Below are 22,005 nucleotides of genomic sequence, written 5' to 3' on the forward strand. Positions count from 1 at the left end.
CTTGATGCTCTGTGCTTAGTTAAATTGACGCGGTAAAAAACTGGTGTCAGGTTGCTTGTCTTTTTTACGCGCCAGTTGACTGTTTTTGCCAAGCAGTAATTTCAGCTGCCAGATTTTTTCCAGACGTAAGGATTTTTGTGGATTATGTTCCATGGCATCTAGCACCTGTTTGGCCGCAGCCAGCGCATCCGGAGAACGCTGCGCCAGTTCCTGCGCCAGAATCTGGGCATGATCCAGTGGTGTGTCACTTAAGTGGGTGACTAAGCCAATTTCTTTGGCATATTGTGCTTCAAAAATGCGGGCAGTGAGGGTCAGTTCTTTGGCCAGGTCCAGGCCAATCAGGCCTTTTAAAGAGCGGCTCAGACCCATATCCGGTACCAGCCCCCAGCGGCTTTCCATAATTGACATCTGGGTTTTAGGATGGGCAATACGAATATCTGCTGCCAGTGCCAGTTGCATCCCCGCTCCAAAACAGTAACCTTCAATCGCAGCAATCACAGGGACGGGCAATTCCTGCCAGATCAGAAAGGCTTTTTGAAACAGGCTCTGGCCGGGTTTGAGTAATTCCCAGGCGGCAAAGGCACGATTTTGCGGATTGTTTAAATCGGCCAGATCAATACCGGCACTAAACACTTCGGCTTCACCAGTCAGAATGACGCAGCGCAAGCTACGGTCTTTTTTTAGCTGCCTGGCAGTTTTGACCAGCTGTTTTAATAATGCAAAGCTCATGGCATTGCGTTTTTCCGGGCGATTCAGTCGCACAATGGCAATGCCGTTATTTTTTTCTACCTGTACTATGGTCATGGTCTAAACTCTTATTTTTCCTCTGTTGAGCATAGCATGCAGATACGCATGATACATGACAGGGCAGTCACATCCATCTTTCAACACCCTGACTTTAGTCGAGTCAGACTACTGCGTGTGCTTGTTTAGAATCTGCTCGGCGGCATGTTCAACCTGAGCAATCACGGCTTGTAATTCATCAAAGCGTCTTAGCACTTCCTGAATAAAGGCATCATCGGCTTTACGGCGTTCTTTACGTAAGGTCGAAACAAACTGCTCAAAAGAACCGGTGGCTTCCTGCAGGCTTGGGGTGCCGACATAACGGGTGGCGCCATACAGGCGATGCAGCACATGCTCCAGTTGCGGGAAATCTTCCAGTTCAATCAGCTGCTGCATTTCATGCAGTTCGGTGGCAAAGCTGTCGAGCAGCATACGCAGCAGATCCAGTGCCAGATCTTCCTTGTTGGCGGCCAGCATCAGGCTTTGCTGCCAGTCAAGAACCAGCGGATCAAGCGCTTCAATCACCACGGCTTTTTCCACTGCCGGCACCTTGTTAAAGTTTTCAGTGGTCCAGTGGGTCAGAATCTGGATGATCTGTTCAATCTGGATTGGCTTGGTGACGTAATCATCCATGCCGACCTTCAGCAGATTCTGTTTTTCATCGGCCAGCGCATGTGCAGTCAGGGCGATAATTGGCAGGCGTTTATGCTTGTCGAGGGTGGACTCCAGCGAGCGGATGGCGCGGGTGGTATCAATCCCGGACATCACCGGCATCTGAATATCCATAAACACCAGATCAAACGGTTTGGCATCCTGTTCAATCCGCTCTTGCAGGATATTCAGGGCTTCCTGACCGCTCAGCGCTTTGGTGGTGGTGACATTCAGTTCACCTAACAAGGCTTCTAAAACAATCAGGTTTGGCAAGTGGTCATCTACCGCCAGCACATGCAGCCCCTGTCCATCAAAGACTTCGGTGCCTGTATCTTCAAACGGATTTTCATTGTTCAGTAACTGAATCAGCGCGCCACGGCTTAAAGGCTGATACAGCGGGCGGGTGCGATATTCATTCAGCATGCTTGGATCAAGCGCCATCTGGTAGCCGTAAATGGCCAGATTGCCCTGATAGCGGCTGCGAATTTCTTTCAGTAAGGCTTCGGTGTCACCGCTATGATCGACAATTAACCAGGTGTCTTCTTCCGGTGTAGACAGGTGATTGAGTCGGCTGAATAAGTCCAGAATCGAAGTGGTTTCGGTATGCTGGACCTGATAATTTTCCAGATAGTGACGCAGCACATTGGCGGTTGCCGGATGCGCCAGATAGGATACCACATGCTTGTTGGCAAAGCGTGGGTGCACAATAATTTCATCTTCATCAATGCTGAATACGGCAGTAAACCAGAAGGTCGAGCCTTTTTCAGTCGGTGCGCGTTCCTGGTTGTCTTCAAAGCCAATCTGGCCCTGCATTAAATGTACCAGCTGCTTGGAAATCGCCAGACCCAGACCGGTCCCGCCAAACTGACGGGTCACAGAAGCATCGCCTTGCGAGAAGGATTCAAACAGTTTTTTCCGGTCGGTGCCGCTTAAACCAATACCGCTGTCCTGCACGCTAAAATGAATCATGCTCTGACCGATATCTTCATGTTCAATGCGCGCACGTACAATAATTTCACCATCCGGGGTGAATTTAATGGCATTGGAAATCAGGTTGGTCAGCACCTGCTTAAAGCGCAGGGCATCGCCAATCACATGCTTTGGCACGTTGTCAGCATAATAAAAGGCCATCGCAATCTGCTTCTGCGCGGCCAGCGGCGACAGCATGTCCATTACATCATAAATGGCTTCTTCCAGATCAAAAGGTGCGGTTTCCAGTTCCAGTTTGCCGGCATCAATTTTCGAGAAATCCAGTACATCGTTAATCAGCGCCAGCAGATGCGCCGAGGATTTGCGAATGGTTTGCAGATACAGGTTCTGCTCATTGCTGAGATTACCCTGGCGCAGTAATAAATGGATAAAGCCATCAATACTGTTCAGCGGAGTACGTAATTCATGGCTGATATTGGCCAGGAAGACCGATTTGGACTGGTTGGCTGAAATCGCCTGGTCACGTGCCTGACGGTAAGTAATGTTCTGGACTTCCAAGGTATCTAGGGTGCGGCGCAAGTCATCTTCGGTCTGTTCGGTATGTTCTTTTAGTTCCAGAAAGCTGAAATGCAGACGCTTGACCACATTGGCAATATCACGCTGCAATAAACGCAGCTCGCCGGTACTGTTAATTACCATGTGCTGATCTAGCGTGTCGGCATTCAGGCGTTGCAGTTGCATACGGATTTCGTACATTGGCGCAATCCAGCGGCGCGAATAGAAATTTAGACACAGCAACAGAAGCATCAGGGTCAGCAGGCCGGTGGTAATCAGCACGGTCATGACCCGATAACGGGCAATTTCCAGGGGTTGATTGTCTAGTTCGATTAGCAGCCAGGCATACTGGCTCTGGCTTTCATCAATACGTAAACCATAGACATGGCTGTCTTTATGCTGAATGGGGCCAAAGAAGGCGGCATCGCGCGGAAAACTGGGCCAGCCGGCCTGATCTTGATAGCCCATACTCAGGCGACTACGGCCTTGGGAATCAATAATGGCAGTCCGAAGTAAATGCTTTTCATTGAGCAGGTTTTGCATATAGCTGCGCGCCTGCTCATATTGCCAGGGAAAGGTGTTGAGCTGCTGCAAGGCCACTTCAGACAGCATTTCATAGCGGGTTAAAATCGCAATCGCCATCTGCTTTTGCTGGGCGCGCGCTGCATTCGAGGTTTCGGTCAGAACCAGTCCTGCACCGACTGCCGCCAGCACCATAATGGGCACAAATATCAGGGCAATCAGTTGCCCATAAGCATGATTTAAATGTAGGCGCTTAAATAACTTTTTATTGATATTTGACATGGTTAAAGCAGTTTATTCGTTCTGCCGAGCAGTTTAGCACGCTTTATTTTAAAACTGACTGTGCTTTAAGCACTTTCACGAAAAAGCTGGTGAAAAGAGTGCAGGCGGGTGGTTTTTTTCATACAATATGCGCACCTAGAGAAAGGTGCAAATAATGAGTAATACCACCCCTGATTTCCAAGCCGATGAATTTCTATTAGATCATTATGTGGGCAAAACGCCATTGGTACGCTTGCAGCGTCTTGCAAGTCATACCCAAGCCACGGTGTTGGCCAAATTGGAAGGCAACAATCCGGCAGGTTCAGTCAAAGACCGCCCAGCGTATAACATGATTATGCAGGCGGAAAAGCGCGGTCAGATCAAACCGGGTGATACCTTGATTGAAGCCACCAGCGGAAATACGGGGATTGCACTGGCCATGGTGGCTGCCATGCGTGGTTATCAGATGAAGCTGATCATGCCGAACAACATGAGTCAGGAACGTAAAGATGCCATGCGTGCCTATGGTGCCGAACTGATTGAAGTGACCAAAGAACAGGGCATGGAAGGAGCGCGTGATCTGGCCCTGCAAATGCAGGCCGAAGGTAAAGGTCTGGTACTGAACCAGTTTGGTAATCCGGACAATGTCGAAGCGCATTACCTGACCACCGGGCCGGAAATCTGGCAGCAAACTGGCGGTAAAATTACCCACTTTGTCAGCTCGATGGGGACCACCGGTACCATTATGGGGGTATCCAAATACCTGAAAGAAATGAATCCGGATATTCAGATTGTTGGGTTACAGCCTTCAGATGGTTCCAGCATTGCCGGTATTCGCCGCTGGCCGGAAGAATATTTACCGACCATTTTTGATCGTAGTCGTGTCGACCGGATTATTGATATTCCGCAAATTGAAGCCGAGCGGACCATGCGTAAACTGGCACAAAAAGAAGGTATCAGTGCCGGGACGTCATCGGGTGGTGCGGTCTGGGCTTCGCTGAAACTGGCAGAAGAAAACCCGGGTGCGGTGATTGTCTGTATTATCTGCGACCGGGGTGACCGTTATTTATCGACCGGTTTATTTTCAGTTCAAGATCCTGAATAAACCACTGTCAAGCTGTAGAGAAAATTATGCGTCTACCGGTGTTGGTATTTGATATTGAAACATGGACCGACCTGAAGTCGGGGGCGCATCTGTATGGTCTGGATTTGCCGGAGGCAGATCTGGAGCAGGCACTGATGAAGCTGCGCCGTCAGGAATCAGGTATGGATTTTCAGCGTTTGCCGCTGCATGAAATTGTCTGTATTTCCGGCCTGTGGATTGATGAAACCGGCTTAATGACCCTGTTTTCTTTTAGCCGGGAACAGTATACCGAAGCCGAAATCCTGAAAAAATTTCTGTCGATTTTTGACAAGCGTCATCCGACTCTGGTGAGCTGGAACGGTTCGCAGTTTGATTTGCCGGTGATTTTATATCGTGCCATGTATCATGGCCTGTCTGCGCCAAGTCTGTTTGATCAGGGCGAAATTGACACGCAAAAGCGCTATAATAACTACCAGAACCGCTATCATCAGCGGCATATTGACTTGATGGATGTGATGGCCATGTTTAATGGCCGGAATTTCCAGAAACTGGATGATATGGCGCATCTGCTGGGTTTTCCGGGTAAACGCGGTGAAGCCGGTTATCATGTGCCGGAATATATCCGCGCCGGTGAATGGCTCAAACTCACCAGCTATTGTGAAGGTGATGTGCTGAATACCTGGCTGATCTATCTGCGCTGGCTCTTGCTGAAAGGGCAGTTGCAGCTGGATGATCATCGCCTGTGGGTTCAGACCACCATCCAGTATTTATCCAGCCTGCCACAGCATGGCGAGTTCCTCGCAGCCTGGCGCCAGAATGCACAAGCCACATACTTTACTGCTGCAGACTTCCCATCTTCCACACTTTAGGTGCTCATGAAACATCGTCCATCCGCTCGTCCAGCTCAACCCCTGATCCATACCTTTCAGGTTGAGTCGCTGTCCCATGAAGGGCGCGGGATTGCACACTATGGTTCACAGCCTGAACATCCGCAGGATAAACACGGCAAGAAGGTGTTTATTCAGGGTGCCTTGCCGGGTGAAACAGTCAAAGCACGGATTCATCATGTCACCAAACGGTTAGAAGAAGCCGACTGTATCGAACTGTTATCTGCACCTGCCGAGATGCGGGTCGAGCCGCCGTGTCCGTATTTTGGTGTCTGTGGCGGCTGCAATATGCAGCATATCCAGCTGGATGAGCAGATTCGTTTAAAACAGGATGTACTCAAGTCGCACCTGCAGCATTTTGCAGGCATTCAACCGGATGAATGGCTGACACCGTTACGTTCAACCCGGGAGGATTATCGCCGCCGTGCCCGGATTGGAGTACGCTATTTCCCAAATAAAGACAAACTGGTGGTTGGTTTCCGGGAACGCCAGAGCAACCGGCTGACCTCAATTGACCGCTGTCTGATTCTGGACCGTGAACTCGGTTCAATCACCCGCCTGAAACAACTACTCCAAAGTCTAAAAGGCAAAGCTGACATTGGTCATGTAGAATTGGCGATGGGTGACACGGAAATTGCCCTGTTGGTCCGGCATACGGAAAAATTATCTGAGTCAGATGTCAACCAACTGCTCAAATTTGCGTTACAGAAACAATGGCAACTGTATCTGCAGCCTGCGGGACCAGACAGTGTGCAACGTGTAGATCAACCTGATCAGGCCATGCGTCTGCATTATGCACTGCCGGAATTTGAGCTGAAATTTGCTTTCCATCCGCTGGATTTTACCCAGGTAAATTCCACCGTGAATCCGCAAATGGTCAAGCTGGCATGTGATTTGCTTCAGTTGCAGGCAGGTGAGCGTGTGCTGGATCTTTTTTGTGGATTAGGCAATTTCTCTTTACCTTTGGCGCGCTGTGTCGGCGAAAGTGGTACGGTGGTTGGCGTGGAAGGTTCAGATGAAATGGTGCATCGTGGTGCGGAAAATGCCCAGCTGAACGGGTTAACTCAGGTGAAATTCTTTTCACAAGATTTAACAAAAGATTTTTCGCATCATTCTTGGGCAAATCAAGGATTTGATGCATTATTGATTGACCCTCCGCGCTCCGGTGCCGAGGAAGTCATGCATTATGTGCCCAAATTTGGTGCGGCAAGAATCGTTTATGTGTCATGTAATCCGGCTACACTTGCAAGGGATGCGGGGATGCTGGTGCAACAGGGCTATCGTTTAAGCAAAGCCGGGGTGATGGATATGTTTAGCCATACCGGTCATGTAGAATCGATTGCCTTATTTGAGCAAGAAAAATCAATAAACGATTTATAGAAAATGAAGTATATAGAGGTAGGAGTAGGGTATGGTCACAGTACGTGAACAACTTCCTGGACGATTAAACGAATTGTCTGAGGAAACGACTGTAGAACATGCCGAGCAAGCACGACAGGATCTGGCAGAATGGCTGGACCGGGTTCGTGACATCTTAGATGGGGCAGCATTAGCAAAACTCGAAGAAGTTGCCACCTATACGTTACAAAAAGAGCTGGAAACGACAGTCAAGCACCGGTCCAATACCTTGTATACCGGAATTGAAATGGCCGATATTCTGGCGCATTTGCATGTCGATGAAGATACCTTGTCGGCTGCCATGCTGTACCGCAGTGTGCGTGAAGGGGTGATGACCCTGGAAGAAGTGCGTGAGCATTTCGGTGACAGCGTACATACCCTGGTCAAAGGCACCCTGTCGATGGGTAAGCTGTCCGAGCTGATTGAAAAGAATAAACGGCTGGAAGATCACTTCAATAACAACCAGCGCGAGCATCTGACCGGTATCTACAAAATGCTGATTTCGGTCACTGAAGATGTGCGTGTGGTGCTGATCAAGCTGGCTGAACGTACTTATGCCTTACGTGAACTGACCACAGCGTCCAAAGAGCGTCAGGAGCGGGTGGCGCGTGAAATTCTGACCATTTACTCGCCGCTGGCGCACCGTCTGGGCATTGCCCAGTTAAAATGGGAGCTGGAAGATCTGGCTTTTCGTTATCTGGCGCCGGACCGTTATAAAGAAATTGCGTCTTTACTGAATGAAAAGCGGCTAGAACGTGAGCAATATATCCAGTTTGTGATTGATAAGCTCAAGAGTGAACTGGCGGCGCATGGCATTGAGTCGGAAATTACCGGCCGGGTCAAACACATTTATTCGATTTATCGAAAAATGAAGAGCAAAGACCTGAGCTTCGACCAGCTCTATGACATTCGTGCAGTGCGGGTACTGGTCAAAACCATTCCGGAATGTTATCACTCGCTCGGTATCGTACATCAGCTGTGGCGGCATATTCCGCATCAGTTTGATGACTACATTACCAATCCGAAAGCCAATGGTTATCGCTCGCTACATACTGCAGTGATTGCTGAAAACAAGTCGCTGGAAGTGCAAATCCGTACCATGGAAATGCATGAAGAAGCAGAACTTGGCGTGTGTTCGCACTTTAACTATAAAGAAGGCAGCAAAACCACCGATCATTCCTTCAATCATCGTTTGCATTCTTTGCGTGCGGTGCTGGAACATTATCAGGAACGTAATGATGCCAGTGCGCATAAGTCCTATGATGAAACTGAAAACTTCGAGCAGCTGCAAGAGTTTGAAGATTTTGAAAAGATTTATGTGTTTAGCCGCGATGGGGATATTAAAGAATTACCGCGTGGCTCGACCGTGCTGGACTTTGCCTACCATGTACATACCGAAGTCGGTAACAAGTGTTATGCCGCGCGGGTCAATCAGCGTTATGTGCCGCTGACCTATACCTTAAAAACCGGTGAACAGGTCGAAATTCTGACCAAGAAAGACCGTGAACCAAACCGTGACTGGCTGGTGAACTCACTTGGTTATATCAAGACTGCGCGGGCGCGTGACAAGTTACGCCACTGGTTCAGACAGCAGGACCGCAGCAAGAATCTGGAAATTGGCCGTGATATTCTGAATAAGGAATTGTCGCGTCTGGCGATTCACCCGAAAAGTATCGACTTGAATGATTACTGCAATCACTTTAATGTCAAACTCGGTGAAGACATTCTGATTGGTCTGGTCAATGGTGAAATCAGCCTGCATGCGCTGATTAACCAGGTTAACCGGCATATGCATCTGGATCAGGATGAACCGGAACTGGTATTAAAACCGACCCTGAATCCGCGTGCCAGCCATACCTTGTCGGCGCATGGCATTCTGATTGATGGTTTGGATAACGTCGAGCTGCATATTGCCCAGTGCTGTCAGCCGGTACATGGTGAATCCATTGCCGGCTATATCACCCTGAATCGCGGCGTGAGTATCCATAAGGTGGCCTGTCCGGATTATGTACGCATGATCAGCCAGGAGCCGGAACGTGCGGTGGAAGCCGACTGGGAAATGCAGCCAACCCGTGGTCAAAGCGTGCAGATTGTGGTGGAAGCCTATGATCGCCGTGGTCTGTTGAAAGACCTGACCCAGGTGATTTTCTCTGATCAGATTAATATTCGTCAGGTGAATACCATTTCCGAAAATGATGGTATTGCCAATATGAAGCTGTTAATTGAAGTCAAAGGTCTGGCGCAACTGTCACGTCTGCTGGCACGTTTGGAGCAGCAGCCGGGGATTATCAGCGCACGTCGTTTGGTACAGGGCAATTAAACTTTCTTTCTTATCTTTGAAAAAACCAGTGATCTTGATCGCTGGTTTTTGTTTAGGCAGGGAATGCGTCCACATATGAGCGCACAGATCATTTTAGAATTGGCCCGTCTGGCACAGATTGCACCGCAGCAGCCGGCGCTGGAGCGTAAAGCGTACATCCAGCAGCAGAAGCAGGCCATTTATGCTTTTCGTAACCAGCGCCTATCGGCCTATTTAAACGCGCCAATCTGCTCGGAAGATTTTACCCGTACTGCATATGGCAAGCCATTTTTACCCGCGTATCCGCAGCTGGCCCTGAATCATAGTCACAGCCGTCAGCACTATGCACTGGCCTATAGCGAGCAGCTGCAAGATGTTGGGGTGGATGTTGAAGATCTGGATCGCAAGGTGCGCTTTGAAAGTCTGGCCAGGCACATATTTCATCCGGCTGAATGGGAATTATGGCAGGCTTATGGCCAGGAGACAGATTACTGGTTTAAGGTCTGGACCACCAAGGAAGCCGTCCTGAAAGCATCAGGGCTGGGTATTCGCATGAGTCTGAATCAGCTGAATAGCGGGGTTCATCCGCATCAGCAGGGTGGGTTTTGTCATCATGAGGGCCTGGGTACATTTGCCTATCAGCATCTGAAGATTGGTGGCTGTATGCTGACCGTGGCCTGGCGTTCTGAACGCTCCTGCAAGGGATTTCAGTTTCCTAAGCTGCAACTGATTCGCCATTAAAAAAGCCCATCCGGAGATGGGCTTTTATGGGTACAGAAAGGAAAAGAATTAAGGAATTTCTTCCTCTTCAAATTCCGGCTTCACCTGCACAATAAAGTCTTGACGGTTCAGACCACGCCACAGTGCAAAGGCGGTACCAATATAAATCGAAGAATAGGTTCCGACAAAGACACCGACAAACATGGCAATCGAGAACCATTTCAGGCCATCACCACCCATCAGCATCATCGCCACCACCACCAGTAACAGCGTCATCGAGGTGTGGATGGTACGACGTAAGGTTTCGGTTAAGGCAATATTGACCACTTCCAGCGGCGAAGCGCCACGAATTTTACGGAAGTTTTCACGAATACGGTCCGAGACTACAATGTTATCGTTGAGCGAGAAGCCGATAATTGCCAGCAGGGCTGCCAAAACGGTCAGGTCAAATGGCCATTGCATCATCGCAAAAATACCCACCGTCACGATAATATCGTGGAACAGGGACAGTACCGCACCTATCGCCAGTTTGAACTCGAAGCGGATGGTGACATAAATCAGCATCAGGATCAGCGCCAGTGCCACGGCACCTGCAGAACGCACATATAGCTCGTTACCGACCTGACCGCCGACCACATCGACCTTGGTCACATCGGCGCTGTTGCCCGGCAATTGTGCCGCTGCGGTAATGGTCTGGGTCAGGTCTTCGACTTCAATCTCGTCCTGCACCGGCATACGCACCATCAGGTCACGTTCAGAACCCAGGGTCTGTACCACCGGATCACGGAAACCGGCCTGCGTCAGGGCAGAAGAGACATCGCTGGCTTTCACCGGATTGCTGTAGTTCAGCTCTGCGGCAATACCGCCGGTAAAGTCCAGACCCAGATTTAAGCCTTTGGTGGCAATAAAGAAGATGCTGGCCACGGTTAAAATGATCGAAAGCAATGCCGCCGGCAACGCAATCTTCATAAACGGAATGACGCGCTCATCATCCGGACGGCCGTATTTTTTCGGATTCAGTTGAGTATTCTCAGTCATCATCGATCTCCTTAAATGCTCAACTTTTTCAGGTTACGGCGTTTGCCATAAATGATCTGTACAATCGCACGGGTTACGGTAATGGCCGTAAACATCGAGCAGACAATACCAATCATTAGGGTCACGGCGAAGCCTTTAATCGGACCGGTACCAATCGCGAACAGAATGAACGCCACCAGGAAGGTGGTTAAGTTCGAGTCGAAAATGGTGTTATAGGCCCGGTCATAACCGGCTACGATGGCCTGTTTGGGTGAGGCCCCCCATTTGATCTCTTCCCGTATCCGCTCACAGATCAGGACGTTGGCATCGACCGCCATACCAATGGTAATCACGATACCGGCAATACCTGGCAAGGTTAAAGAAGCACCAATCCATGACATCACTGTCAGGATCATCGCCAGGTTAAATACCAGCGCGAAGTTGGCAATCACACCAAACAGACGGAAGAACACCACCATCCAGATCGCAACCAGAATAAAACCGATCTGGGTCGAGGTTACGCCCTTGTCGATATTTTCCTGACCCAGACTAGGACCAATCACACGTTCTTCAACGAAGTACATTGGCGCAGCCAGGGCACCGGCACGTAACATCAGTGCCAGTTCAGCCGCTTCTTGCGGTGAATCCAGACCGGTAATCCGGAACTGTGAACCTAATACCGCCTGAATGGTTGCGGCGTTAATCACGACTGATTCGGTGTATGGGGTACGCACTTCAGTCTGGACGCCGGTTTCCGGATCAGTTACATAGCTGATGCGCTGCTTGTTTTCAATGAACAGTACCGCCATACGTTTGCCGACCGCATTACGGGTCGCGTCTGCCATCAGCTTGCCGCCTGCAGAGTCGAGGGTAATGTTTACCTCGGCGCCGCCAGTATCCTGACTAAAGCCACTCGATGCATTCTGTACGCGCTCACCGGTTAAAATACGGCTACGGTTCAGCAGCAACTGACGGCCACTGTCGAGCGATTCAAAGGCAAAGGCTTCAGTGCCCGGTGGTAAGGTCTGGCTGCTGAGCTGACCGGTATACGGGTCAATATGCTGATCATTCAGATCAGAGACCAGACGGAATTCCAGATTCGCAGTACGACCCAGAACACGCTTGGCTTCAGCAGTATCCTGTACACCCGGCAATTCCACCACAATACGGTTGCTGCCTTGGGTTTGTACCAGCGCTTCGGCCACACCTAACTCGTTAATACGGTTACGTAGCGTGGTCAAGTTCTGGTTTACGGCATAGGATTCAATTTCCTGCTTGCGCGTGTCGGTATAGGTCAGGCGCAACATGGCACCATCTGTGGTGGCCAGTGCCTGCTGGTTAAACTCGTTGCCGTTACGGCGCAAGAAGTCCATTACGGCTGAGCGGTCGTCATTGTTGGCGAACTGCACGGTAATGGTGTTGTTATTCAAAGACAGGCTGTTGAATTTCAGCTTGTTGTCGCGCAGTTGGCGACGCAGGTCAGTCGCAGAGGTTTCCATGCGCTGGCTGATGGCCTTGTCCATATCCACTTCCAGCAGGAAGTGAACACCACCACGCAAGTCCAGACCCAGTTTCATTGGCTTGGCGCCAATTTTCTGTAGCCATTCAGGAGTGGTTGGCGCCAGGTTGAGGGCCACGACATAATCATCACCCAAGCCCTGACGTAATGCATCTTTGGCTTTAAGCTGTGCTTCGCTTGAGTCCAGACGCAACAGGGCTGCGTTATTGGTAAAGCTGTTGTCATGGCTGGCAATATTTTCTGATTTTAGAATTTGCTCTGCTTTTTGTACGATGCTTTGGTCAATTTGGGTACCGGCTTTGGCCCCAGAAATCTGAACCGCAGGTTCATCTGGATACAAACTTGGCAGGGCATATAATGTACTCACCACCAGAACCACAAGGATGAGTAGATATTTCCATGCTGGGTAACGCATTTAATTTTCTTCTTAAAATGAAAAAGTCGTGCGGGCGCACGACTAATTTTTGATTAAAGGTTGTTTAATGTGCCTTCAGGCAGAACTGAAATCACACTGGCACGCTGAATTTTTACTTCTACGCCGCGGTTCAGTTCAACCACTGCAAAATCACCTTCAAGTTTGGTGATTTTGCCCATCAGGCCACCAGCAAACACCACTTCGCTGCCTACGCCCAGGCTGTCGATCAGGGCACGGTGTTCTTTGGCACGTTTTGATTGCGGGCGCCAAATCAGGAAGTAGAAAATTGCAATAAATACTGCAATCATCAAAAGGTTAGCAACCATGCTTGGTTGTTGTGCAGCTTCACCTGCTGCGTGAGCAGTAGAAATAAAAAGGCTCATTTCATTTTCCTAAACTAAAAACTGGAATCAATAACATTGATAATAAATTGACTTGTTCTGCAATTTACCCTGTCTTTTTCTTCAGCGCAAATACTGAAAAGATTAATCTTGCGGACAAGGCGGCACATCCAGACCGCGACGGGCGTAAAAGTCCTGTACAAAGTCATCAAAAGTGCCATTGTCCAAGGCATTACGGATATCTTGGGTAAAGCGTTGGTAATAGCGCAGGTTATGGATGGTACCGAGCATTGAACCGAGCATCTCGCCGCATTTTTCCAGATGGAACAGGTAGGCGCGGGTAAAGTTCTTGCAGGTATAGCAGTCACAGTGCGGATCGAGCGGGCTCTGGTCATGACGGTATTTACTGTTACGAATCCGTACCAGACCATCGGTCACGAAATAATGACCATTACGGGCATTCCGGGTTGGCATTACGCAGTCAAACATATCCACCCCGCGGCGAATACCTTCCACGATATCTTCCGGTTTGCCGACACCCATCAGGTAACGCGGTTTATCTTCCGGCATTTTGTTCGGCAGATAATCCAGCACCTTGATCATTTCTTCTTTCGGTTCACCCACCGACAGACCGCCAATGGCATAGCCATCAAAACCGACTTCTAGCAGACCATTTAAAGATTCATCACGTAAATCTTCATACATCCCGCCCTGAATAATCCCGAACAGGGCATTTTTATTTTCAAGGACATTGTGATGATGTTCTTTACAGCGTTTGGCCCAGCGTAATGACAGCTGTAAAGATTTCTGTGCTTCTTCATGGGTCGCTGGATACGGCGTACATTCATCAAAAATCATGACGATGTCCGAGTTCAGAACCTTCTGGATTTCCATGGAAATTTCTGGAGAAAGGAATACTTTGGAGCCGTCAATCGGTGAACGGAAAGTCACGCCTTCTTCTTTAATCTTGCGCATGGCGCCCAGACTAAAGACCTGGAAACCGCCAGAATCGGTCAGAATCGGCTTGTCCCATTTCATGAATTCGTGCAGGCCACCATGTTCTTTAATGACATCCAGACCCGGACGCAAATACAGATGGAAGGTGTTGCCTAAAATAATTTGTGCTTGAATGTCTTCAATATCACGCGGGAGCATGCCCTTAACGGTGCCATAGGTTCCGACAGGCATAAACACAGGGGTTTCCACCACACCATGTTCAAGAGTTAAACGACCACGACGGGCGCGACCCGATTGGCCTAATTTTTCAAACTTCATACAGGTTCCAAATCAAGGCGAAAAAACAGTTCGCTGATTGTTTGCGCTAAAAGTTCATCATTTTCCTAGATTCTGCCGTGAATTGCTAGTTTTGATGCGTTTTCTTGGGTAAATATTGTGGAGGAAAATCATGGTAATTACATGGCATAAAACTGCTGAATCCGTTGCTGGATTTCATCTTTCGGGAGGGCAAACAGGCCCTGTTCATTACTGTCCATGGCGGCAATCGAGTGAATCAGACGCTGGATATACAGATTGCTGTCAATAAAGCCCGGTTCTAGCGTCAGCAAATAGGCGGCGTGGGCTATTTCCAGATAATCATAGGGTTCAATTTCCAGCAGCTGCGCCAGATCAATCAGCAGGTCTTTATCAATCTGTTGCAGTTTTATCGCCGGTGGATGGGATGAAGCATCCAGCAGAGCAGGGCGCTGTTGATGGGCCAGAAACTCTTCTAGTAAGGGGCCAGGCGCATTCAGTTGCCGCGCAGAGTCCGCTGCCATTTGTGGCTGTTTGGCCACCTGCATGAAAAACACCATTGAACTCAGGTCCAATCCATAGGCATTCGACAAGGCCTGCCGGGCTTGCTGAAATACATTCAGCAAAACCTGTAGGCGGTTCTGTTGCGTGGAATCATACTGCTGAGCCAGTGGATGCCCAAAAATATGACATTGCTGAAAGTAGTCTGTGAACAGGCGTTTAAACTGATTCAAATGCTGCTGATGTGGCTGGCTGCGATAGCGCCATTTCTGGACTGACCATTTGTCATGGTCTGACAGGTACTGAGCCGGATCTTCCTGCTCGCTAAACAGGCTGCGCCGGGTGGAAATGGCCAGATATTCAAAACCCAGATATTCATTCAGTACCAGGGCGCAGGCATAAATCTGGTCCTGTTCATACTGCTCATAAAGTTGAAAAAACTCGTGAATGAGTGCCGCTTGAAAGCTCTGCAGATGTTCTAACATGGTCGGGACTAACTTTTTTATTTTTAATCATGCTGTGGTAATGCCTGAGCTATTGTTGATATTTTGCTCAGTGTTCTGATTGTGACAAAGCGCAGCCAAATGTCAACCGGATGTCATCTGCGCGGGGAAAATCTCGCTGTAATCACGACAGGCGGTTTGACATTGAATCAAGAGGTCATCTTGGTTTTAAAAATTCGGGCGATACTCAAAGCCTTGCTGCATGCTTGGATCACGGAACGGGCGAATGGCTTTTTTGCCCAAAGTTAAGGTGTTAATGATGTTGTTTGGGAAAATCTGAATCTGGTTATTAAACAGCTCGACATTGCGGTTAAAAATGGTAATCGCAGCACCGACATTTTCATTCTGTTCTTCAATTTCGTGCATCATTTTTAAATAGATGTCATTGGCTTTCAGCTCAGGATAGTTCTCGACCACCACGTTTAGGTTGTGCAGCAGCTCTTTACTCAAGCGCTCAATATGTTGCAGCTGGGCGCTGTCGGTACTGTCCAGTTTCAGGTTTAATACGTTTTGGCGCAGTTCGGTTACTTTGGCCAGCGTGCCCTGTTCAAAACTGGAATATTGTTCTACCACAGGAATCAGCTGTTCCAGAATCTTGACTTTCTGGCGTTCGTAACTGGTGACATCGGCCCAGGCACGAATACTGGCATTGTGATAACGCACAATACTGTTGCGAATCAGAATCCCGATAATCAGCACGGCCAGAATGATAGCCAGAAAAATCATCAATCCCATAGAAATCTCCCCACGTCCAAATTTATAAAAGCTGCAGCAAATGGCGTTGTAATTGTTCTAGATACGGTAATTTAAATGTACGCAGATGTCCACGTAAAGCCGAAATATCCTGAATGGTTTTATAGTTGCTGCTGGCCTGAAACAGGTTCTGGCTACCTACATAGCACAGGATTTTCTGTTCAGGATGAAACAGCAGATCGCCGGGCTGCGCGTTCAGGAAATTGGCCAGTTTCAGCACCACCGCCGGAGTCAGCTGCCGGGCCATCTGGTGGGTATCGGTGCCATAGATGTTTAACTGCCGGTTAATCTGAATATCACTGGTATGCCACGGCTGGGTATAGGGGTAGGCAAAGCTTTTGCGCTGCGAGCTGAGCGCCAGTCCCTGTAACTCGACCCCAAAGACAATGGCACCCCACAGGAATTTTTCAATTTCTTTGAGCCGCATTTTGTTGCCATTCTGGTCTTGGACCTGAATTTCAGAGACATAGCGATATTCAAACAGCATCACCTGATGGGTCTGGCCCTGTTCATCCTGCCAGTGGGTCAGAGCATAGCGGCGAATGTCATTGCTGAGATTGCCTTGCTGGAACAGCGGAAACAGCTGTTTGATTTGCGCAATAAAACGGACCGGCTGGAAGATGATCTGTTCATGCCGGGGAATGCTGTTAAAGGCCAACTGATACTTGAGCGCCAGTGCCTGTTGCTCCAGTTCCTGAATGGCATTGGTGATTGGGCGGCTGGATTCATAACAGAGAAACGCACCAAAGATCAAAAGGCCTCCCAGCAGCAGACACAGCTGCAAGGCCCAGTGCGCAGGGGCCAGCCAGAACAGCAGGATCAGTATCAGGCCGATGATGCCAAGCAAAATTGGCAGCTTGTTTTCAAAACGCAGGCTGATCGGGGCATTCCAGGGATGCAGCCGGTCAAGCAGTTCCTGCTGGGATTTGGCTTGTGCACCAATTTCCCAGAGCCGGGCGAGATTATTCCACACCAGCTGATTCTTCTTGCGGCGAATATGAATGCTGTGCTGAATATTCTCGATTGGCATGGGACAGTGCTCTAGCTGTGGGCCTGATCAATCAGCATGGCATCGCCATAACTGAAAAAGCGGTAACGCTGAGCCACCGCATGTTGATAGGCACGCATGATATTTTCACGACTCGACAGGGCTGACACCAGCATCAGCAGGGTTGATTCAGGCAGGTGGAAGTTGGTGATTAGACGGTCTACCACTTTAAATTTATAGCCCGGATAAATGAAAATCTGGGTATCACCGGTCCAGGCGGCCAGTGTGCCACCGTGTGCCTGTGCTGCACTTTCGACCGCACGGGTGGCTGTGGTACCAACTGAAATGACTTTATTGCCACGTGCTTTGGCCTGCTGGATCATCTCCACAGCGGCGGCTGGTACATCACACCATTCGCTGTGCATGATATGGTTTTCAATATCAGTGGTGCGTACCGGCAGGAAGGTTCCGGCACCGACGTGCAAGGTTACAAAGGTTTTTTGAATACCTTTGGCTTCAAGCTTGGCCAGCAGTTCGGCATCAAAATGCAGGCTGGCAGTCGGGGCAGCGACACTGGCCAGTTTGGTCGGATCATTAAATACGGTTTGATAGCGTTCGGTATCAATCGCTTCTGCTTCACGGTTAAAGTACGGTGGAATAGGCAGGGCACCGTAGCGATCCAGCACCTCTAGAATGGGCTGGGAAAACTCGACAATAAACAGGTTCTCATGCCGGCCTTGTACCGTGACTTTCACTTCATCTGGACCAATGAAGAGTTCAGCACCAGCTTTTGGTGAATTGCTGGCTTTAATATGACAATGCGCAATAAACTGATCTTGCATACGTTCAACCAGCACTTCCACAGCGCCACCGGTAGCACGTTTACCTTTCAGGCGGGCTTTCATGACTTTGGTGTCATTTAAGACCAGCACATCACCAGCTTCAAGTAAATCGACAAGATCGGTAAATTGATGATCTTGATACTGACCTTCGGCATTGACATGCAGCAGGCGTGAGGCGCTGCGCTGTTCCAGCGGGTAACGGGCAATCAGTTCATCAGGGAGATCGAAATTAAAATCAGAAAGTTGCATGGTTAAATAAATGCGCAAAACAATAACAGGATTGGGCGTAGTATATGCGTTTTTTGGTTTTATCGCTGAAATTGCCTAATTATAAGACAAAAAAAATCGGGTTGATTTATTTTTAAACAAATATGGGAGGCGAGCGTTGACAAGCGGGTGAAACAGTTTATTATACGCATCAACACCTTCCCGAGGTGGTGAAATTGGTAGACGCGGCGGACTCAAAATCCGCTGTCAGAGATGACGTGTCGGTTCGAGTCCGACCCTCGGGACCACAGATTTTAAAGAACCCCAAGCATATTCAGACTTGGGGTTTTTTATTGCCTCAAATTTATGGATAGCTATCTCATATCGCTTTGTTATTCGATACTGTATTTACAATCAAAAAATAAATGACTAATCGAGTATTTTGATCAATCCTGATTGCATATTTTAAGTTTCCTCCATAGCCGGTAAGACTCTAGGAAAATTTGTCGATGTGTTTTCCCTGTTTGATGTGAGTCCTCTTTTAGTTGAAGATATTCTGCGTAGTCCATGGTGACAGATACTTGTTTGCTTTTGCCAATATTAATTTCAATTTTTTGCATATAACAGGTGCTTGTTCAAAACGAGTAATAAGCATAATTTAAAATTGTAATTTCTATTGTAGGTTATTGAATACCAATGAGTTCACGTACGTACGCATGAAATATTTAAAGAGGGAAAATAGGTATTGGTTCAGCTTGTAATGAGTAGTGAGATAAAAAAACCGGCGCCTTAGCACCGGTTTTTTTATGAGTTGACTAACAAAGGTCAGTCAAATCCAGTTTAAGCTTGTAATGAAGCCAGCGTTGCATTCAAGGTTTCGCTTGGACGCATCACGGCATTTACTTTCGCTTGATCTACCGCGTAGTAACCGCCGATATCTACTGATTTGCCTTGGACTTCTGCAAGTTCAGCCACGATTTTCTCTTCATTTGCAGCTAAAGCTTGTGCAAGTGGAGCAAATTTCGCTTTCAGTTCAGCATCTTCGTCTTGTGCAGCAAGTTCTTCTGCCCAGAATTTTGCCAGGTAGAAGTGGCTGCCACGGTTGTCCAGCTCGCCAGTACGACGTGATGGAGATTTGTCGTTGTCCAGCAGTTTGCCTGTTGCAGCATCTAAAGTCTTCGCCAGAAGTTTCGCTTTCGCGTTGTCTTCTTTAATGCCAAGCTCTTCTAGAGATACCGCCAGTGCCAGGAACTCACCTAAAGAATCCCAACGTAAGTGGTTTTCTTCAACCAGCTGTTGTACGTGTTTCGGCGCAGAACCACCAGCACCTGTTTCGTACATACCGCCACCAGCCATTAACGGTACGATTGACAGCATTTTCGCAGATGTACCCAGTTCCATAATCGGGAACAGGTCAGTCAGGTAGTCACGTAAGATGTTACCGGTTACAGAAATGGTATCCAGGCCACGAGCAACGCGCTCAAGCGTATAACGCATTGCACGGACTTGTGACATGATCTGGATGTCTAAACCGTCTGTATCGTGATCTTTCAGGTATTTTTGTACTTTCTTGATCAGTTCATTTTCGTGTGGACGGTACGGGTCTAACCAGAAGATGGCTGGCATACCAGAGTTACGTGCACGTGTAACAGCCAGTTTCACCCAGTCGCGGATTGGTGCGTCTTTCACCTGACACATACGCCAGATGTCGCCTTCTTCCACGTTTTGAGACATCAACACTTCACCTGTTTCCAGATCCGTGATGTTGGCAACACCCGCTTCAGGAATTTCGAAAGTCTTGTCGTGTGAACCGTATTCTTCCGCTTTTTGCGCCATCAGACCAACGTTAGGCACAGTACCCATGGTACGTGGGTCGAAGTTACCATTCCATTTACAGAAGTTGATCATTTCCTGGTAAATACGCGCGAAAGTCGATTCTGGCATTACTGCTTTACAGTCGTAAGGCTTGCCGTCAGCACCCCACATTTTACCGCCAGAACGGATCATTGCTGGCATAGATGCGTCAACAATTACGTCGTTCGGAGAGTGGAAGTTGGTGATACCTTTTGCAGAATCTACCATCGCCAGTGCAGGACGGTGTTCTTGACACGCGTGCAGGTCTTCGATGATTTCTTCACGTAAAGAAGTAGGCAAAGTTTCGATCTTCTCGTAAAGACCGGCCATACCATTATTGACATTAATGCCTAACTCGTCGAACAGTTTGCCATGTTTTTCGAAAGCATCTTTGTAGTAAATTTTCACACAGTGACCGAATACGATCGGGTGTGAAACTTTCATCATGGTCGCTTTTACGTGTAAAGAGAACAGGATGCCGGCTTCTTTACAGTCATCCAATTCTTTTTCATAGAAGTCGCAAAGCGCTTTTTTGCTCATGAACATCGAGTCGATGATTTCACCGTCTTGCAGCGCAACTTTTGGCTTCAGAACAATGGTTTCACCTGACTTGGTGATCAGTTCCATTTTCACGTTACGCGCGCGGTCTAAAGTCATGGACTTTTCGCCATGGTAGAAGTCGCCTTCGTCCATGTGAGAAACGTGAGTTTGTGACCACTGTTTCCACTCGCTCATTGAGTGCGGGTTTTTCTTCGCGTAGTTCTTTACTGCAGTTGGTGCGCGACGGTCAGAGTTACCTTCACGTAATACCGGGTTTACTGCAGAGCCCAGGCATTTGCCATAACGGGTCTTGATTGCCTTTTCTTCCTCAGTGGTCGGGTTTTCAGGGTAATCAGGAACCGCATAGCCTTTAGACTGAAGTTCTTTGATACATGCAGTCAACTGAGCAACAGAAGCACTGATGTTTGGAAGTTTGATGATGTTCGTATCTGGATCTTGTGTAAGACGACCTAGCTCTGCGAGGTTGTCAGTGACCTTTTGCTCGTCGGTGAGGTAGTCAGAAAATTCTGCGAGCACGCGTGCGGCCACGGAGATGTCACTTTTAACGATCTCTACGCCGGCCGGCTTAGTAAAGGTCTCAATAATCGGCAGCAGCGAATAAGTCGCCAGTAATGGCGCCTCGTCAGTCAGTGTGTAAATGATGGTTGACTTTCCACCAGCCATATATAGCCCCTTGCGTTGATTGAGTTTTGAGGGGGTGAAAGTGATGAATCAGCCCCTGCGAACCGGTTTGCTTAAGTAAAACCTTGAGAGTATCGACCCTCAAGCCTTTTCAGTCAACGTAATATCCGTGATAACGACATTTCGCTGAAAAATGATGCATTTTAATTCGTGATATTTGTGCCTGATTTGAATCCACACTTGCCTGTTTGGGTAAGAAAAACACTCAAAGAGCCGCCTTTTTTCCTTCAAACTCGATCATTCCATCCAGCACATCTGCGTATTAGATTTGAATGATTAACCTGATTTTTCAATACCAATAAGACAGATTGATCATGTGATGACGATTCACTGATCAGGCGGATATATTATCGTCCTCTGTACACGACAAAAATAGATAACTCATTGAAATAATGTCACAATAATTGTTTTCTAACGACGAATACTATGACACATCTCAATGAGTTATATCTTATCTTAAACAAATCTCTAAAATGGAACAA

The 22,005-nt window shown here is 48.3% G+C and carries 16 protein-coding genes and 1 tRNA gene; 6 read left to right on the plus strand and 11 right to left on the minus strand.

The genetic code is table 11. The features are described 5' to 3' along the window. Positions 1-15 precede the first annotated feature (15 nt). Entirely contained in the window at positions 16-804 is a 789-nt protein-coding gene (locus FTT64_RS04580; RefSeq protein WP_016658615.1) for a crotonase/enoyl-CoA hydratase family protein, read from the minus strand. A 108-nt stretch (positions 805-912) separates the two neighbouring features. Continuing rightward, complete coding sequence (locus FTT64_RS04585) at positions 913-3,723, minus strand: ATP-binding protein (protein ID WP_180087767.1); 2,811 nt, start codon at positions 3,721-3,723, stop codon at positions 913-915. Between the two features lie 154 nt (positions 3,724-3,877). Between FTT64_RS04585 and cysM the strand changes: the two genes are divergently transcribed. From cysM to FTT64_RS04610, 5 genes are all read left to right on the plus strand, one after another. After that, on the plus strand, positions 3,878-4,807 hold the full coding sequence (cysM, locus tag FTT64_RS04590) for a cysteine synthase CysM (protein WP_160240986.1): 930 nt from the start codon (positions 3,878-3,880) through the stop codon (positions 4,805-4,807). A 26-nt stretch (positions 4,808-4,833) separates the two neighbouring features. Next, on the plus strand, positions 4,834-5,655 hold the full coding sequence (locus FTT64_RS04595) for a 3'-5' exonuclease (RefSeq protein WP_005180079.1): 822 nt from the start codon (positions 4,834-4,836) through the stop codon (positions 5,653-5,655). A 6-nt stretch (positions 5,656-5,661) separates the two neighbouring features. Then, the gene (gene rlmD, locus FTT64_RS04600) at positions 5,662-7,053 is read left to right on the plus strand and encodes a 23S rRNA (uracil(1939)-C(5))-methyltransferase RlmD (RefSeq protein WP_005180076.1); all 1,392 of its coding nucleotides are present in this window, start codon (positions 5,662-5,664) and stop codon (positions 7,051-7,053) included. A 31-nt stretch (positions 7,054-7,084) separates the two neighbouring features. Next, on the plus strand, positions 7,085-9,391 hold the full coding sequence (locus tag FTT64_RS04605; RefSeq protein WP_168380005.1) for a bifunctional (p)ppGpp synthetase/guanosine-3',5'-bis(diphosphate) 3'-pyrophosphohydrolase: 2,307 nt from the start codon (positions 7,085-7,087) through the stop codon (positions 9,389-9,391). A 75-nt stretch (positions 9,392-9,466) separates the two neighbouring features. Continuing rightward, positions 9,467-10,111, plus strand: coding sequence for a 4'-phosphopantetheinyl transferase superfamily protein (locus FTT64_RS04610; RefSeq protein WP_180182022.1), 645 nt, complete (start codon positions 9,467-9,469; stop codon positions 10,109-10,111). 48 nt (positions 10,112-10,159) lie between these two features. On the opposite strand, the gene secF is transcribed toward FTT64_RS04610, so the two are convergent. The 8 genes from secF to queA form a co-directional block, all read right to left on the minus strand. After that, on the minus strand, positions 10,160-11,131 hold the full coding sequence (gene secF, locus FTT64_RS04615; RefSeq protein WP_180061450.1) for a protein translocase subunit SecF: 972 nt from the start codon (positions 11,129-11,131) through the stop codon (positions 10,160-10,162). A gap of 8 nt (positions 11,132-11,139) precedes the next feature. Beyond that, a complete protein-coding gene (secD, locus tag FTT64_RS04620; RefSeq protein WP_016658621.1) occupies positions 11,140-13,041 on the minus strand; it encodes a protein translocase subunit SecD in 1,902 nt (633 codons plus the stop codon). A gap of 53 nt (positions 13,042-13,094) precedes the next feature. After that, the gene (yajC, locus tag FTT64_RS04625) at positions 13,095-13,424 is read right to left on the minus strand and encodes a preprotein translocase subunit YajC (RefSeq protein ID WP_005180065.1); all 330 of its coding nucleotides are present in this window, start codon (positions 13,422-13,424) and stop codon (positions 13,095-13,097) included. A gap of 102 nt (positions 13,425-13,526) precedes the next feature. Continuing rightward, the gene (gene tgt, locus FTT64_RS04630) at positions 13,527-14,657 is read right to left on the minus strand and encodes a tRNA guanosine(34) transglycosylase Tgt (protein WP_045796613.1); all 1,131 of its coding nucleotides are present in this window, start codon (positions 14,655-14,657) and stop codon (positions 13,527-13,529) included. Positions 14,658-14,794: 137 nt separating this feature from the next. Then, complete coding sequence (locus tag FTT64_RS04635) at positions 14,795-15,619, minus strand: DUF4303 domain-containing protein (RefSeq protein ID WP_180061449.1); 825 nt, start codon at positions 15,617-15,619, stop codon at positions 14,795-14,797. A 186-nt stretch (positions 15,620-15,805) separates the two neighbouring features. Further along, on the minus strand, positions 15,806-16,372 hold the full coding sequence (locus FTT64_RS04640) for a LemA family protein (protein ID WP_180061448.1): 567 nt from the start codon (positions 16,370-16,372) through the stop codon (positions 15,806-15,808). A gap of 22 nt (positions 16,373-16,394) precedes the next feature. Further along, on the minus strand, positions 16,395-17,420 hold the full coding sequence (locus FTT64_RS04645; protein WP_104487901.1) for a hypothetical protein: 1,026 nt from the start codon (positions 17,418-17,420) through the stop codon (positions 16,395-16,397). Positions 17,421-17,431: 11 nt separating this feature from the next. After that, positions 17,432-18,469: a tRNA preQ1(34) S-adenosylmethionine ribosyltransferase-isomerase QueA gene (queA, locus tag FTT64_RS04650; protein ID WP_168382661.1), complete on the minus strand. Its 1,038-nt coding sequence runs from the start codon at positions 18,467-18,469 to the stop codon at positions 17,432-17,434. A gap of 179 nt (positions 18,470-18,648) precedes the next feature. Here queA and FTT64_RS04655 point away from each other — a divergent pair. Continuing rightward, positions 18,649-18,735: transfer RNA gene (locus FTT64_RS04655), tRNA-Leu, on the plus strand. 532 nt (positions 18,736-19,267) lie between these two features. Here the strand turns inward: FTT64_RS04655 and FTT64_RS04660 are convergent. Beyond that, positions 19,268-21,505, minus strand: a complete 2,238-nt coding sequence (locus FTT64_RS04660; protein ID WP_005180056.1) for an NADP-dependent isocitrate dehydrogenase — start codon at positions 21,503-21,505, stop codon at positions 19,268-19,270. Between the last annotated feature and the right edge of the window lie 500 nt (positions 21,506-22,005).

Source organism: Acinetobacter sp. Q186-3 (genome assembly GCF_013420655.1).
GTDB classification, from domain to species: domain Bacteria; phylum Pseudomonadota; class Gammaproteobacteria; order Pseudomonadales; family Moraxellaceae; genus Acinetobacter; species Acinetobacter indicus.